The 14827-nt window shown below is 58.8% G+C and carries 12 protein-coding genes; 5 read left to right on the top strand and 7 right to left on the bottom strand.

Annotation, left to right across the window (positions count from 1 at the left end; translation table 11 throughout):
• Positions 1 to 264: 264 nt before the first annotated feature.
• The 4 genes from K5K95_RS18785 to K5K95_RS18770 form a co-directional block, all read right to left on the bottom strand.
• Positions 265 to 1782 (bottom strand): nucleobase:cation symporter-2 family protein, encoded by a 1518-nt coding sequence (locus K5K95_RS18785; RefSeq protein WP_222585540.1) that lies wholly within the window; start codon positions 1780 to 1782, stop codon positions 265 to 267.
• 254 nt (positions 1783 to 2036) lie between these two features.
• Complete coding sequence (locus K5K95_RS18780; RefSeq protein WP_222585539.1) at positions 2037 to 2864, bottom strand: arylamine N-acetyltransferase family protein; 828 nt, start codon at positions 2862 to 2864, stop codon at positions 2037 to 2039.
• A 112-nt stretch (positions 2865 to 2976) separates the two neighbouring features.
• Positions 2977 to 3771 (bottom strand): exodeoxyribonuclease III, encoded by a 795-nt coding sequence (gene xth, locus K5K95_RS18775; RefSeq protein ID WP_222585538.1) that lies wholly within the window; start codon positions 3769 to 3771, stop codon positions 2977 to 2979.
• Positions 3772 to 3855: 84 nt separating this feature from the next.
• Complete coding sequence (locus K5K95_RS18770) at positions 3856 to 6441, bottom strand: EAL domain-containing protein (protein WP_222585537.1); 2586 nt, start codon at positions 6439 to 6441, stop codon at positions 3856 to 3858.
• Between the two features lie 167 nt (positions 6442 to 6608).
• Here K5K95_RS18770 and K5K95_RS18765 point away from each other — a divergent pair, with 167 nt between their 5' ends.
• From K5K95_RS18765 to K5K95_RS18755, 3 genes are all read left to right on the top strand, one after another.
• Positions 6609 to 7193: a GNAT family N-acetyltransferase gene (locus K5K95_RS18765; protein WP_222585536.1), complete on the top strand. Its 585-nt coding sequence runs from the start codon at positions 6609 to 6611 to the stop codon at positions 7191 to 7193.
• Positions 7194 to 7277: 84 nt separating this feature from the next.
• On the top strand, positions 7278 to 7841 hold the full coding sequence (locus K5K95_RS18760) for a GNAT family N-acetyltransferase (protein WP_222585535.1): 564 nt from the start codon (positions 7278 to 7280) through the stop codon (positions 7839 to 7841).
• 127 nt (positions 7842 to 7968) lie between these two features.
• Positions 7969 to 8286, top strand: a complete 318-nt coding sequence (locus tag K5K95_RS18755) for a hypothetical protein (RefSeq protein WP_222585534.1) — start codon at positions 7969 to 7971, stop codon at positions 8284 to 8286.
• A gap of 34 nt (positions 8287 to 8320) precedes the next feature.
• On the opposite strand, the gene K5K95_RS18750 is transcribed toward K5K95_RS18755, so the two are convergent.
• On the bottom strand, positions 8321 to 9727 hold the full coding sequence (locus K5K95_RS18750) for a DUF1254 domain-containing protein (RefSeq protein ID WP_222585533.1): 1407 nt from the start codon (positions 9725 to 9727) through the stop codon (positions 8321 to 8323).
• A 141-nt stretch (positions 9728 to 9868) separates the two neighbouring features.
• Positions 9869 to 11440 (bottom strand): GGDEF domain-containing protein, encoded by a 1572-nt coding sequence (locus K5K95_RS18745; protein ID WP_222585532.1) that lies wholly within the window; start codon positions 11438 to 11440, stop codon positions 9869 to 9871.
• 294 nt (positions 11441 to 11734) lie between these two features.
• On the opposite strand from K5K95_RS18745, the gene K5K95_RS18740 reads away from it, so the two are divergent.
• Positions 11735 to 12202, top strand: a complete 468-nt coding sequence (locus K5K95_RS18740; protein WP_222585531.1) for a hypothetical protein — start codon at positions 11735 to 11737, stop codon at positions 12200 to 12202.
• A 31-nt stretch (positions 12203 to 12233) separates the two neighbouring features.
• On the opposite strand, the gene K5K95_RS18735 is transcribed toward K5K95_RS18740, so the two are convergent.
• On the bottom strand, positions 12234 to 13976 hold the full coding sequence (locus K5K95_RS18735) for a murein L,D-transpeptidase (protein ID WP_222585530.1): 1743 nt from the start codon (positions 13974 to 13976) through the stop codon (positions 12234 to 12236).
• A gap of 82 nt (positions 13977 to 14058) precedes the next feature.
• On the opposite strand from K5K95_RS18735, the gene K5K95_RS18730 reads away from it, so the two are divergent.
• The gene (locus tag K5K95_RS18730; RefSeq protein WP_222585529.1) at positions 14059 to 14763 is read left to right on the top strand and encodes a murein L,D-transpeptidase catalytic domain family protein; all 705 of its coding nucleotides are present in this window, start codon (positions 14059 to 14061) and stop codon (positions 14761 to 14763) included.
• Positions 14764 to 14827: the final 64 nt, after the last annotated feature.

Here is a 14827-nt window from a genome sequence, read left to right as displayed (position 1 = left end):
CCCTTGAAGGACGCCTTTTGAATATTTCGAGGAGTAGTCGCAGCGATTCTTTAGCTCCTGGCCACGAATGACCTTGGGTTCAGAATCCGACCGGCATGCCAGTCGTCACTACTTCAGAGGGAGCCAGCTTCTCTGCTGCCAACAAGATGGGGGGCCGATACTGGAGGCCGAGCCCAAGGATGCGCAATTGCAGACCTCGAATCAGATTTTCAGCCATGAGCGGAGCGAGTGTCAACCTGTCACTCGAACCGCCCTTGATTGCTGTCAGACATGCTCACTGCTTTTGGCATGAGCCGCTCGATGCTCACCCGACTCATGCCCCACCTCCACCACCGGAATCTCATTCCCGTCGCAGTCACGCAGTTTGCCTTCGCTGAAATAATCCCCTTCACGCAACGCCGCCAGATCCTGGTAACGCAGGACGCGTTCAGTGCCGGCCGCAAACACCGACTGCTGGTCCGAGTTACCGGCGGTGAGGTGGTTGAAGGTCAGGTTCAGTACGATGGCCATGATCGCCGAAGAGCTGATGCCCGAATGGAAGATGGTCGCGAACCAGCTTGGGAAGTGGTCGTAGAAGTTTGGTGCGGCGATCGGAATCATGCCGAAACCGATGGAGGTGGCAACGATGATCAGGTTGACGTTGTTGCGGTAATCGACCTTGGACAGCGTACGAATACCGCTGGCCGCCACCGTGCCGAAGAGCACGATGCCAGCGCCGCCGAGGACAGACGTCGGTACGGCGGCGATGACGCGGCCCATGAAGGGCAATAGACCGAGGATCACCAGGAACAAGCCACCGGTGGCGACCACGAATCGGCTCTTGATACCGGTGACGGCTACCAGCCCGACGTTCTGGGCGAAGGCGCTTTGGGTGAAGGAGCCGAAGATCGGCGCGATCATGCTCGACAGCATGTCGGCGCGCAGACCATTGCCCAGCCGCTTGGAGTCAACCTTGGTGCCGATGATTTCACCGACGGCGAGGATGTCCGCGGAGGTTTCCACCAGGGTCACCATGACCACGATGCACATCGACAGGATTGCGGCGAAGTGGAACGTCGGTATGCCGAAGTGGAACGGCGTCGGGAAGCCGAACATCGGGCCTTGCGTGACCGACGAGAAGTCCGCCATGCCGAGGAACACCGCGATGACGGTGCCGATCACCATTGCCAGCAGGATCGACAAACGGGAGATGGTCGAGCTGCCGATCTTGCTCAGCAACAGCACCAGCACCAGCGTCACCGCCGCCAGGCCGATGTTGGCCATGCTGCCGAAGTCCGGGGCATGGCTGTTGCCGCCCATGGCCCAGCGAGCGGCTACTGGCATCAGCGTCAGGCCGATGGTGGTGATCACAATGCCCGTGACCAGCGGCGGGAAGAACTTGGTGATTCGCGAGAACACCGGCGTGATCAGCAATCCGATCAGCGACGCGGCAATCACCGCCCCGAGAATCGATTGAAACCCACCCTCCCCGCCACTGCTGACGATTGCCACCATCGTCGCGACGCCCGAGAAAGACACGCCTTGCACCAGCGGCAACTGACAACCGAAAAACGGTAAACCGAGGGTTTGCAGCAATGTCGCCAAGCCCCCCGCGAACAATGAAGCAGCAATCAACAAACCGATGTCCGCCGGCGAAAGCCCGGCTGCCTGACCAATGATCAATGGGACTGCGACGATGCCGCCATACATGGTCAGAACGTGTTGCAGGCCGTAAGCCATATTCGCGCCGACCCCGAGGTTTTCGTCCTCGGGCCGTTGGTGTGAAACATGGGGCGTTTTCATGGTTGGGGGGTTCCCTGGTTTTTTGTTATGCGCACACTGTATGCAAGACTCAGGACAAATGTCCATAGAGTTGTATACAACTCACCAGTCAGATTATGGACATGTGTCCACACAACCCTCTGTCTGCGCGGCCTCCCTCCACGTAAAAATTTTTGAAATACATCCTTCCTCTGTCCACTCCCTTGACCGCTAGTCTTCAAAATTCAAAGCGACCGCCGGCACGGAAGATTCTCTCGTTGTGTGCAATCTAACGTCTATGCCGAGGCAATCAATCGTTCAAGCACCTGTTTCAAGCCCGCATGCTCCGGCAGCAGAATGCCGAACTCACGCTCCAGCACCTCACTCAACTCCTCAACATCCGTCACCTGCCGCCGCTCGCTCTCGGCACCCACCCGATGAATCGCAAAACTGCCGTTGTTCAACGTGCGCCTCCAACCCTCCCCTGTGCGCGCGACCATCAGTTGTTTGGCAAACGATGAGTCGGGATGGGTCGAGACGTACCAGTTGCCGAGGGAGTAATCGATGTTCTCCTGGCGTTGCAGGTCGAAAATGTACATCGCTCGCCATTCGCCGCCGACGTTGGCCCGCAAGGTGTAGCCATCTTCATGGCGCTCGATGCGATACGGTTCGTGTGGCGTGCGTTGTTCGGCATTGGTGTCGAGCACCAGCGGTGCGGTCGGCACCATGCCGCCGAAACCCACGTCTGTGATGTAGCGCACGCCGTCCAGCGTGACCAGGCTCAAGCGATGTGTGCGGGCGGTCCAGGCGCCTTCGGGCTGCCCCATGACCACGCGGCCGGTGATGCCGCGTGCCTCGAAACCCAGCTCCTGGAGCAAGGCCAGGAACGCATTGTTGAGTTCGTAGCAATAACCACCGCGTCCCGTGTGCAGAATTTTCTGCTCGATGGATGGCAGATCGATGAGCACCGGCTCGCCTGACAGCGTGGTGAGGTTTTCGAACGGGAAGGCGCCAGTGTGGCGCAACTGAAGCAGGCGCAGGGTCTCCAGGGTCGGCGCCGGGGGCGCGTCGAAACCCAGGCGTTGCAGGTATAACGCACGGTTCGTCAGGCGTGGCTCGCTCATTGCTCTGTCCTTATGCATGGGGCCGCGGATCTCTCCGCCGATGGGCGCCATGTATAAGGGATAAAGCGGCCCGACTGACAATTGATTTAGCCAATCGCCTGGCTCATTGAAATCAACGCCGCTTGCGCGAACCCAGTCGAATCCACGTCGGTGCGTGATCGCTGGCGTGCGGTTCGTTGCGCACCCACGCATCGACTCCGGCCTCTTGCAGATAAGGACTCAACGCCGGGTTAAGCAGCAGGTGATCGATGCGCAGCCCGGAGTTTTTTTGCCAGTGCTGCCTGAAATAATCCCAGAAGGTGTAAAGCCGATCCTCTGGATACAGATGACGCAGGGAATCGGTCCAGCCCTGGTCCAGCAAGCGCTGGTAACACTCTCGACTTTCCGGTTGCAGCAAGGCGTCCTTGAGCCATGAGCGCGGGTTGTAGATGTCCAGGTCGGTGGGCACGACGTTGTAATCCCCGGCCAGCACCACCGGGTGGTCGCTGCTTTGGAGGTCCTTGGCATAAGCGATCAGCCGCTCAAACCACGCCAGCTTGTAATCGAACTTTGGCCCCGGTTGTGGATTGCCGTTGGGCAAGTACAGGCAACCCACCAAAATTCCGTGCACCGCAGCCTCCAGGTAGCGGCTATGGGTATCGGTGTCATCCCCCGGCAGACCGCGCCGGCTCTCCAGAGGCTGGGCATCACGCGCCAGAATCGCCACCCCGTTCCACGATGACTGGCCTTGCCAGATGGCGCCGTAACCCGCTGCTTCAAGTTCGGCGGCGGGGAATGCGCTGTCGACCGACTTGAGTTCCTGCAAACAGGCAATGTCCGGTTTTTCTCGCTCAAGCCAGGCCAGCAAATTCGGCAAGCGGGCACGCATGCCGTTGACGTTGAAGGTGGCGATTTTCAGGTTCTTCATGGTCCCGGGCTCGTAACGGATTGACGGTATCCAGTTGTGACCGGGGCGCGTCGTGTCAGTTGCCACGACACACCAGGCAGGCGACTAAAGGTGCGGGCCCTGCGTCGGATAATCGTCTTGCGAAGCCCTGAGCAACGGCAGCAACGCCTGTTTTTCCATCGGCCGACTGAGGTAGAAACCCTGCACCTCGTGGCACTCGTCAGAGATCAGGAAGTCCAGTTGCTCCAGCGTCTCGACGCCCTCTGCGGTCACGGTCAGGCCCATCGCCTTGCCCAGGTTGATGATCGCCTGCACCACCGCGCGGTCATTACCGGCACCGCCCATGGAGGAGATGAAACGCTTGTCGATCTTGATCCCGTCGAACGGGTATGTGCGCAAGTAACCCAGCGACGAATACCCGGTGCCAAAGTCGTCCATGTTCAGCCGCACACCCAGTTCTTTCAGTGCGTTCATGGTCGCCAGGGCGCCATCGACATCGTTGAGCATCACGTTTTCGGTGATCTCCAGTTCCAGTCGACTGGCCGGCAACCGGCTAAGGATCAACGCCTCCCTGACATCCTCCACCACGTCACTGCGAATAAACTGCACGGGAGACAGGTTGACCGACACCATCAGCTCCCCCGGCCAGCTCAGTGCCGTCTCGCAAGCTTCGCGCAGCACCCAGCGACCCAACGGCACGATCAGGTCGGTTTGCTCCGCCAATGGAATAAACGTATCGGGCGCCAGCAAGCCCTGCACCGGATGCTGCCAGCGCAACAACGCTTCGACCGAGACGATCTGCTTGCCATCAACGTGATAACGCGGCTGATAGTGCATCACGAACTCGTTGTTCTTGATCGCCTGGCGCAAGTCGTTTTCCAGTTTGCGTCGATGCTGGATCTGATCGTTCATGTGCGGCGCAAAGTAGCACCAGGTTTTCTTGCCGTCGGATTTGGCCTGATACAGCGCGATGTCGGCACACCGGATCAGCTCTTCCGGCATGTGCCCCTGGCGCCGGCTCAAGGCGATCCCGATGCTTGCGCCGATGTGCAGCGTGTGATGGTCATAGTGAATCGGCTGTTGCAGGCTCTCGAGGACACGCTCGCAGATCCGGTCGATTTCCGTGTGGCTGTCCATGCCATTGAGCACCAGCACAAACTCGTCGCCGCCCAGTCGGGCGACCAGATCGATGTCCCGCGTGCACTCACGCAAGCGCGCGGCTACCTCCAGCAATACTGCATCGCCGGCCGGGTGGCCGAGGGAATCATTGATCGGCTTGAAGTTGTCCAGATCGATCATCAGCAACGTCAGCGCCGCCGAATGCTCCCTGAGCACCAAGGCTTCTTCGAGGTAGCGCGCCAGTTTGTTGCGATTGGGCAGGCCGGTCAGGGCATCGTGCAACGACAGGTGCTGGATTTGCGCGTGAGCCGCTACTTCATCGGTGATGTCACTGGCCGTTCCGCGGTAACCCACCACGATGCCTTTGTTATGGATCGGGCGGGCCGACACCCGGCAGATGCGCTGCTGCCCGGATTGATCACGATAGGAGCAACGCAGGTGACTGACGCTGTGTTCTTCATTGAGCCTGTTCAGCCACAGTAACAAGGACGTGGTATCACAAAACAGCAATTGCTCGATGTCCTGCCCCAACCACTGTTGCTCGGAATACCCGGTGACGGCGCCGAAGCGTCCGGACAGGTACGTGATGTGATGCCTGTCGTCAATCTCCCAGATCCAGTCGGAAGCCGCCTCGGCCACCGCGCGAAAACGTTCCTCACTGGCCTCCAGCGCCTGGTTCGAAAGGTCGAGGTTGATGTAACTGGCATCCACATGGCCGGACGCGCGCAACACATAGCGGAAGAAATAAATCGTCAACAACGCAAGGATCAGCAAGGCGCCGCCCAACGGAGGCAGCAGCGACCAGAGCAGTTGATGGCCTGGCTGTTCGAGCCGCGACACCAGGCTGAAACCGGTGCCCGTGAGTACCACAGCAGGCTGGCCGGGAACGAGGGTGTTGTCAGCTGCAAGGCTCAAGTCATGCAAACCGTAATCGGTGCTCAAGTCATTGAGTTTTTGCGGGCTCAATTGATCGACGAACACCAGCACGGAGGTGCTGTGGGGATCGACCGCTGGCCGCTCGTCATTGGGGATGATCGCGGCAGCCGTCAACAACGCCGGCTGGCCTTCGAACAACGTGAACTGGCTGACCGGAACGAGCAGGCTCTCCTGCGCCTGCACAACCTTGATCAGCTGCGCCATCGATGTCGACACTAAGGCAGCAGCGTCATCGTGCGATTGAACGCCGCGCACCACGGCGTATTTGGTCCGCTGAGGATCGACCACCAGGACCGCGTCGTAATGGTCCGTGGTGAACAAGGTTTTACCCATGTTCTGCTCGGTATACGCCCACTGCACATCAACCTCACCGTTCAGGTGATCGTAGGCGGTTGTCCAGGTGGCATAACTGGCGACGTAGTTTTTCGAGGCGGAGATGCGGTTTTCCAGCGCACGCTGGGTGTAGAAAGTGGTCTTGGCCAGGTCCTGGGCATCGAGCCGGCCGGCAATGTTGAACAGTGCAACCAGGGCAATCAGCACCCCAAGGACAAATAACAGCCCGACGGCCCAGACCAGGTTGCGTGTGATCGGCGTATGGCGCGCAGGGGCGGCAGTGGTAACGGCAGTCATTTCCATGCACAAGTCCTGTCAATCGATTGCCTGATCCGGTGCATGACAGGCAAGCGTCCATTGACCATAGCAGTCCTGCCTGGTCATCGCTCCACGACTATTGCCAATTGATAAGCGCTACCTTGTAATGGCGCGTGTCACCTGCCTCCTTTTATGCTGAGAACGCCTCGCCCATGGACACCCTGGAAGGTCAACGCATCATCCTGCGCGCCCTGCACATCAGCGATGCCGATGCACTGGTCAATGCCGCTCGGGATGGCGAACTGTGGAACCTGACAGTCACCGTCGTCCCCTCCCCGACCACCATCGACAGCTACCTTAAAAAAGCCCTCGACGGTCGCGAGGCGGGAACGGTCCTGCCTTTCGTTATCGTGCTCAAGGACACTGGAGAGGTCATCGGGTCGACACGCTTCTGGAAAATCGACCGCCTCAACCGCAAGCTCGAAATCGGCAGCAGCTGGATTTCCGCGCGCTGGCAGAAAACCTTCGTCAACACTGAAGCCAAATACCTGATGTTGCGCTACGCCTTCGAGGTGTTGGATTGTGTGCGGGTGCAATTCACGACCGACGAAAACAATCAGAAATCACGCGCTGCCATCCTGAGGCTCGGGGCGCAACAGGAAGGCATCGTGCGCCACGAACGGATCATGCCGGATGGACGCAAGCGTAACTCCGTGCGCTTCAGCATCATTGATGAGGAATGGCCGCTGGTGCGACAGAATCTTGAGAAGAAGCTGACTGAAAACAGCCGTCGCTGATGCCTCACAGTGCTTGTTCGCGAAGCAGCCACTCGGCATAGCAGGCAAACCAAACGCTTTCCCCCTTGAATAGTCGCCAACAACATGAACGAAAAGGATATCGTCACCGTGTCTATTTACTTCCGCCCCGGCCGCTTAGCTGACGCACTCTGCATCAGTGGCCTCGCAACTCAGGTATTCCTCGACACATATGCCAATGAAGGCATGCGCGCCGATATCGCCGAAGAAGCATTGACGGTGTATGCGCCTGCGCAATTCGAAGCGAGGCTGAGCCATCCAGGCACTCAATTTGTAGTCGCCGAATGCAATGGTCATCTGCTGGGCTTCGCAGAGATTGCCCGTCATGCCGATACCTCCAATCTATTATCGGAAAGCATGGAGCTGGTACGTTTGTATGTGCAGCGACATGCTCAAGGGCAAGGGATCGGGCGTGTTCTGCTCAACCATGCCGAAACGCTGACACGCGAATCCGGACTTCCTTTTTTATGGTTGACAGCCTGGGTTGAAAACCACCGCGCCCTGAGGTTTTACACCGCGCAGGGATACGAAGCGGTGGGCGTTACTCATTATGCATTCGGGGGAAATGCCTATGAGAACCGGATTTTCAGGAAGATCTCGCTTATGCAGGCCGTCGAAAGCACATCCTAGTAGTGTGTTTGTTACACATCGGGCTTGAAAAAGCCCTTAAGCCAACCACTCGTCATCCAGCCAACATCCATCGCCCTCCCCGGCACACCATCATCAGGTAACGACTGATCCTGGGAGGCGTGCCCCGATGAACATCAAAATCACCTCAGTGCTGCTGGTCGGTTTGCTGTGCGCGGCATCCGGGGCCGCTTATGCCGTGTCCGGCGACGGCAATGGCGCTGACGCGACCGGAATCCAGTCCGGCGCAACTCGTGGTTCATCCCTGCCGCCCGACAACACCCCTGGCTCACCGGCATCCGGCAGCAACGCAGGCAATGGCACCGGCACGTCTGGCGGTGCCAGCGGTTCAGGGTCCGGCGCGGGCGGTGGCACGGGGGCCGCTGGTGGCGGGACCGGGGGCGCCGGAGGTGGCACTGGCAGCTGGACGCATAAAAGCAGCCCGTGATTAACATCGTGGGCTGCTTTTTTATGCGCGGTATTTACAGGCGCTTGATAGGAGGTGGGTCCCATTTGCCATTGAGCGCTTCAGGCTTGGGCCCATATAGACGCATGGTCAGGTTGAACGGGCCTTTGGGCGCGGGAAGCCAATTGGCTTCAAGTTCCTTTCCCGGGCTTTCATTCTGGAAGTAGATATCCAGCGATCCATCCGCGTTGGCCTTGAACGGCATCCAGCTACTGACCGCAAAACGGTTGAGCTCATTGCCGACCTGGAAACCTTCAGGGTCGTACAAGGTGATCGACCAGAACGCATTGACCGGCGGCGCTTTACCTTTATCGAAATGCAGCACGTACCGATTAGCCCCCTCGAGCGGTTTGCCGGTGTCGTCGCCTATGTTCAACGGATAAATCGCATCCTCAGGCAAGTTCGCACCCAGCCCCATTTGCGCAACGATCGCGCGCTTGAGGTAGTAGTTGCCATAGACCCCCATCGTGTCGGTGTTCATCGACCAGCCGTTGACCACCCGTGCAAGGGTTGCGACCTTCCACTTCATCAACGCCTGGGCCTCCTCGGGCACTGTTTGAAGCGCTGCCTTAACGTTGGCATCGAGCGCCTCGATGTCGAACGGTTTGCCGGCTTCGATACCGATGCGCTGCATTTGCGCCAGGATCGGTTGGTCGGTGATGTGAGGCGGATGGACCTTGAGCAACGCGGCGGCGTAGGTGAAGTAGTTGGCTGCCGACATCGTATCGACCTGAATCTTCGGCGGCGTTTTCATGTCCACCGTCGGGTCGATGACCACGTTGACCGGTTCAGCTTTTTTGCCCATTTGCGACAACGGGGTCACGGTGTAGCCCGCCTGGATTTTATGCACCGCGTCGTAGTCCGCCGCCCCGTCGGTCTTGGTGCGACCAATGACCCAGACGAAGGGCGTGGGCGCCGGCAATTGATTCAATCCGGGCGGCACCGTTCCGCTCCATCCCGGTGGTGTCACCAGAAACTGACTGGCCTCGGTGCCCGTCGTGCGCCAACCCGGCGAGGCGAACACATCGCTCCACATGTCGAGCATCGGCAACAGGTAAAACCGCCCGGCGGTGTCCGGTGCGCTGATCACCAGCGGCTCCTTGGTCAAGTCGAGCCACGCGATGGAATACAGCGTGTCGAAGTTCGGCCGCACCACGCCCTTGAAATTGGCGGGTGGGTACTGGGGCACACTCACAAACATGTTCATCGGGCCTTTACCGAACTCCTTGCCAGGTTCGATGTTGGTGAACTGCTTGCGGGTGATGTCCATAGTCAACAGCGGATAAAAGTACAGGTAGGCATCAACACCGATGGTGTGAGCTTCTGCGGGTGTGATTTTCGATTGAGCCTGGCTGGCCAATGGGAAGACGGCGCAGGCGGCAAGGCTTAGAGCAACAGCTGTCAATGCTTGAGTGATCAACATGTTGGCAATCGTCCGTGCTGTGGGGAGATCCGCCGGGTTCGGCAGAGCTACCGCAACTCTAGACGATCAAAACAGACGGATATGACAGGGAGACAAACGGCCAAAATCTGTTGCAGGACTGAAACAACCGCCCGAAATTTATCAACGATCCGAACGCATCAGCGCTTCCATCCCGCCTTCCATCGACAACACGGCCACCCGGTTTCGCCCCGAATGCTTGGCCTGATACAACGCCGCATCGGCGCGCTCGATGAACACTTCGATGGCGTCGAGCGCGGTCGGCACAAACGCGTAGCAGCCCAGACTGACCGTCAGGTAGCCCGTCGGTGAACCACTGTGGGTGATGTTCTTGCCCATGACGCTGTGGCGGATCTGTTCGGCAATGACCAGCGCGCCATGAATGTTGGTGTCGGGCAGCAAGACGGCAAACTCCTCACCGCCATAACGCACCGCCAGATCGGCTTTTCGATGACAGCAACTCTTGACCGCCCGCGCCACCTCAGCCAGGCAATGGTCCCCTGCCACGTGACCGTAAGCATCGTTGTAACGCTTGAAATAATCGATATCGAGCATGATCAGGCTCAACGAACTCGACTGCCGGGCACCCCGGCCGAACTCGATGTCCAACGCCTGTTCGAACAGCCGGCGATTGGCCAGCCCCGTCAGGCTATCGTGAGTGGCGATCAGCTTCAGCGCGTCCTTGGCCTTGCGCAAATCCGCCTCGACCCGTTCGCCGAGGCGCACCTGACGCACGAACACCCAACCGAACAGGCCAATGCCCATCAAAACCAGGGCCACGATCACGCTGGATTGAAACGCCGTGCCATACCAATCCTTGAGAATCGAATCCCTGGACGATGCCGCCGACACCACCAGCGGATAAGCATCGAGTTGACGGTAGCCATACAAGCGCACAGTGCCATCCACCACCGAGTTGATCATCGCGTCGCCGGCGGGCGCGTTGGGCAAGTGTTTCTGGAAGATGTCCCCCTTGGCCAGCGAAGTGCCGATCTGCGACTCCACAAACGGCCGGCGCGCCAGTAACGTGCCGTCGGTCAACGCCAAAAACATCGAGCCGTTGTCATCGATGCTGAAGCTTTTGAAGAACTGGTCGAAGTAGGCCATTTTGATCCCGGCCAACAACACGCCCTGGAAGTTGCCGTTCTTGTCGTTCACCCGCTTGGAGACCGGAATGATCCACTCGCCATTCTGCCGACTGCGAATCGCCGGCCCAATATGGGCAATCGTGGAGGCGTTCTGCTGGTGGAATTTGAAGTATTCCCGATCGGCGACGCCCGGGCCTCGGGGCATGTCCTCGAACGAGGTAACAATCCACTGTCCCTGCTTGTCGAACAGGAAAATCCCGTGCAACTGCCCAAGCGCCTGTACCCGCCGGGCCAGGATTTTCTGTAAGCGAGGCCGTTGCGCGGTGCCGTAGCCATCGATCTGGATCCAGTCCACCAGGCTGGTCAACACCAGATCGGCTTTCATGAAAGCGTCTTCGGCCTGCTGCGCCATTGCCCGAGTCAGGTTCGACGACGCCACTCGCGCCAGCTCCAGATCGTGGCGGCGCGATTGCTCCAGCTGCAGATACAGAAGCGCACAGAGACAGAGGCACACCGTCACGATAAACAGCACCGCCGCCTTGAGCAGCGGCAACCGTTTCAACGCACCGCCCGGGGCTTGATGAGGGTCTTGAATGGGGATAGGCAAAAGCTCTTCCTGTAAGGGCAAGGCATGGGCAACGGCCCAAAGCCCTTATTTTTTGTGAGCTTAGTCTACGCAAGTTTTAGGGGCAATTGTCCTTTGGACAGCCGGCGCATCGCGCTGTGCAAATGCGCCCGCGCGCTCTGTTGGAGTTTTTGCGCACAGAGCTAACGGTGTCGCGGAACTGAGCATTTGCCACGACATGATTTGTCACGCTTGTATGGCTGACATGACGCAGGACAAAACCAGGGTGACGTTGAAGCGACTACGATTACTCATAGACCACCACAAGGAATTGAAATGAGTAAGGCAGACGAACTCGCGGCGAAGCTGAGACAAACCCGGCAGCCCCATGCTGAGCAGGTGATCGACAGTTGGCCGGGCCAGGTCTACGAGTTGTATCACCAGATCGAGGCGTGGCTGGTGCCCGTAACCGAAGTGGGCCTGGTCCTGCGGCGCAATCCCACCCATGTCTTTGAGCGCGATTTGGATGGTGAGACGTTCGACTATGCGATCGATCAATTGCTGATCGAGGGCAATGATCACCGCATCACTTTCGATCCTGTTGCGCGCTTCACCGAAGATGGTGCAGGCCGCGTCGAGATTCACGCCAAAAACAGGGAGCTTGCACTACTGCGCACCGTAGGCGAACACGGCGAAACGCATTGGTGGTTGCAGGCGATTGAGCAGTCCGGGCAACAACCGGATGCGGTGGCGTTGACCGAGCATAACCTGCTGGCGGTGGTGCAAGAGGGGCTGGAGCTCTGAGACCTGCGGGCGACCTCAAGGTCGCCCGCTACTACTGCCGCGCCGACGCCACTGAACCCACTGCCGAGTGCAAATCCAGCACGGGCATCGGCGAAGGCCGGTTCAGTGCCCGCAATACCGGTTCGTCGTACCCATACACATCAGGTTTGAACGCCACTCGCCCGTCACTGCCCAGATCAACCGTCCAGTAGGCCAGCAACACCGGCACTTTGACCGGAAGCCGGATGTTCTCGGTCTTGCCGTTGGCCAACTGCTTTTGAATGCCTTCGCGGTTCCATTTAACCGGGTCGTTGAACAACAGCTCCACCAGTTGCAGCGGATTTTCTACCCGAATGCAGCCAGAGCTGGTGGCGCGCACGGTTTTGGCAAACAGTTCGCGGTGCGGTGTGTCGTGAAGGTAAATCGAATATTCGTTGGGAAAGCGGATCACCACCTGACCCAGCGAGCTGTCCGGTCCTGCGTCCTGGCGCAGGGTCAGCCCGCGCGGGTTGCTCCAGTCGACAGTCGAGGGATCAAGCACATTGCCTTCCCGGTCCAGCACGCGAATGCGGTTGGCGGCCAGGTAGCCGGGATTGCTCTGGATCTTGGGCAGCACGTCCTCCTTGAGGATCGTCGGCGGCACGGTCCAGGTCGGGTTGAACGTGATGTAGGTGATCTGCGCCTGGAAGATCGGCGTGTTGCGAGCCGTTTTACCGACCTGCACCCGGGAGCGCCAGATCGGTTGACCATCGCGGTACATCGCCACCTTATAGCCGGCGATATCGACAATGACGAAGGTGCCCTGAAGTTTGTAGAGCAGCCAGCGCGCCCGCTCCATGTTCACCCGCACCTGATCGATTCGCGCCTGCACGGGCACGTTCAGCGCGGCCAGAGTTGTCCCCCCTGCAACGCCGTCCGCCCCCAGGTATTGCTCGTTTTGATACTTTTTCACCGCCGCGGTGACGGCACCGTCGTATTGGGTGCCGTGGATCAATCGTGGGTCGAGAAAACCGGCCGCGACCATCCTCGCACGCAACTGCGCAACAGCCGGTTCGTCCATGCCTGGTTTGAGCGAATGATCCACCGCCACCTTCGGCCAACCGCCCCGGTCCCGAATACCCCGCAATTGCGCCAGGGCCTGACGCAAACCGACGTACACCGCTTCTTGCGGCGGCGCTAGAGCAAACGCCTTCGCCACGTCGTGATGGTCGAGCGCGGCGAAGAAGGTGTTGACGTCGTCACGAGGGTCGACGCCATTGGAATCGAAATTCCAGTGGATATCGAGCCGCGAAGGATCGACCTTGCCCCGGCGCAGCTGCAACAGCGCGGTGATAAACGTATGCGTGGTCGCCACATCGAACGCCGCACGCTGCTCAGGCGTTACCGGGGTCGTCTGCATCGCGGTGTGGGAGCGGACCAATTCATCGACATGAAAATCCGCGGGGATCAAGCCATCGGCGTCGGTCGCGTTCAGGCTGGCGATCAATTGCGCGACATCGCGGTCATCGGTCCACGCGGCGCGATAAGCACGGTGCGTATAAAAATCCATGACCAGGCGACTGACGTCCACCCGCCGATAGCGTGGCGCCGTGAGCAGCGGTGGAAACGCACTTTTCAAAGGCTCGAGCGACGCCTGAATCGATTGAGCGACGTTATCGTCCGCTGCCGCCTCGATAACGGAGATAGGCGCATCTACAGGCTCAATCGGCGAAGTTTCCGCAAAGGCCGCGCCGCTGATCAGAAAGCCCATAAAAAATATGCGGCTTATGAAGAATAACCTTGTTAAAAGCACCATGAATAATCCTTAATCTCCCGCATTCAAGGTCCAGCTTTCAATGTCCCTGCTAGACTCGAACTTAACATGATGAGACATCTATATGGCGCCACTACGTTTTGGCTATCTACTCGCGGGCCTGCTATTTATTGCAATGTCCGTACCGTCAGCCTACGCCGATTCGCTCTCCGCCGCCCTCATCAAAGCGGCTCCGAATGCTAACGCCAACGTCATCAACCTCGCCGTTCGCGCTTCACAATGCAGCATCGCTCAAGGCGCTGGCCCAGTGCAAAGACTGGCGATCATCGATTATTCGCTGCCTTCGACCGAACAACGCCTGTGGGTGTTCGATTTAAAGAAGCGCAAGTTGCTGTTTCATGAACTCGTCGCCCATGGACGCAACAGCGGCGAAAACATGGCCGTCAACTTCTCCAATCAAAACGAGAGCTTTGCCACCAGTCTCGGCCTATATCGTACGCAACAGAGCTATGTCGGACAAAACGGCTACTCGTTGCGCATGGAAGGCCTGGAGCCCGGCTTCAATGACAACGCGCTTGACCGCGCAATCGTCATCCATGGCGCACCTTACGTCAGTCCGGTACTTGCCCGCATCAACGGGCGGATCGGCAGGAGCCTCGGTTGCCCCGCTGTCCGACCGGCGGTAGCTCGTCGACTGATCGATTCGATGAAAGATGGGCAGCTTCTGTTTTCCTATTATCCGGATCAGCGCTGGCTGAAGTCCTCTTCGTACATTAATTGTGGCAGCGGCACGATGGCCTCGGCCGGCAAAAACACTGTGCGCAAGTAAACCCGGCGTGAACCTGTCAAAACTGTAATCCCCGCCTCAGACTTCTGAAAGGCAGCGCTCGTTA

The sequence above is a fragment of the Pseudomonas sp. DR48 genome, from assembly GCF_019823085.1.
Lineage (GTDB): Bacteria > Pseudomonadota > Gammaproteobacteria > Pseudomonadales > Pseudomonadaceae > Aquipseudomonas.
This window is presented reverse-complemented; position numbering and strand designations above follow the sequence as displayed.

Bases quoted from the DNA above. Each gene is read 5' to 3' on its own strand.
- K5K95_RS18765 (WP_222585536.1), top strand. From the start codon at position 6,609: ATGGACACCCTGGAAGGTCAACGCATCATCCTGCGCGCCCTGCACATC.
- K5K95_RS18750 (WP_222585533.1), bottom strand. From the start codon at position 9,727: ATGTTGATCACTCAAGCATTGACAGCTGTTGCTCTAAGCCTTGCCGCC.
- K5K95_RS18740 (WP_222585531.1), top strand. From the start codon at position 11,735: ATGAGTAAGGCAGACGAACTCGCGGCGAAGCTGAGACAAACCCGGCAG.
- K5K95_RS18780 (WP_222585539.1), bottom strand. From the start codon at position 2,864: ATGAGCGAGCCACGCCTGACGAACCGTGCGTTATACCTGCAACGCCTG.
- K5K95_RS18785 (WP_222585540.1), bottom strand. From the start codon at position 1,782: ATGAAAACGCCCCATGTTTCACACCAACGGCCCGAGGACGAAAACCTC.
- xth (WP_222585538.1), bottom strand. From the start codon at position 3,771: ATGAAGAACCTGAAAATCGCCACCTTCAACGTCAACGGCATGCGTGCC.
- K5K95_RS18760 (WP_222585535.1), top strand. From the start codon at position 7,278: ATGAACGAAAAGGATATCGTCACCGTGTCTATTTACTTCCGCCCCGGC.
- K5K95_RS18735 (WP_222585530.1), bottom strand. From the start codon at position 13,976: ATGGTGCTTTTAACAAGGTTATTCTTCATAAGCCGCATATTTTTTATG.
- K5K95_RS18730 (WP_222585529.1), top strand. From the start codon at position 14,059: ATGGCGCCACTACGTTTTGGCTATCTACTCGCGGGCCTGCTATTTATT.
- K5K95_RS18755 (WP_222585534.1), top strand. From the start codon at position 7,969: ATGAACATCAAAATCACCTCAGTGCTGCTGGTCGGTTTGCTGTGCGCG.
- K5K95_RS18770 (WP_222585537.1), bottom strand. From the start codon at position 6,441: ATGGAAATGACTGCCGTTACCACTGCCGCCCCTGCGCGCCATACGCCG.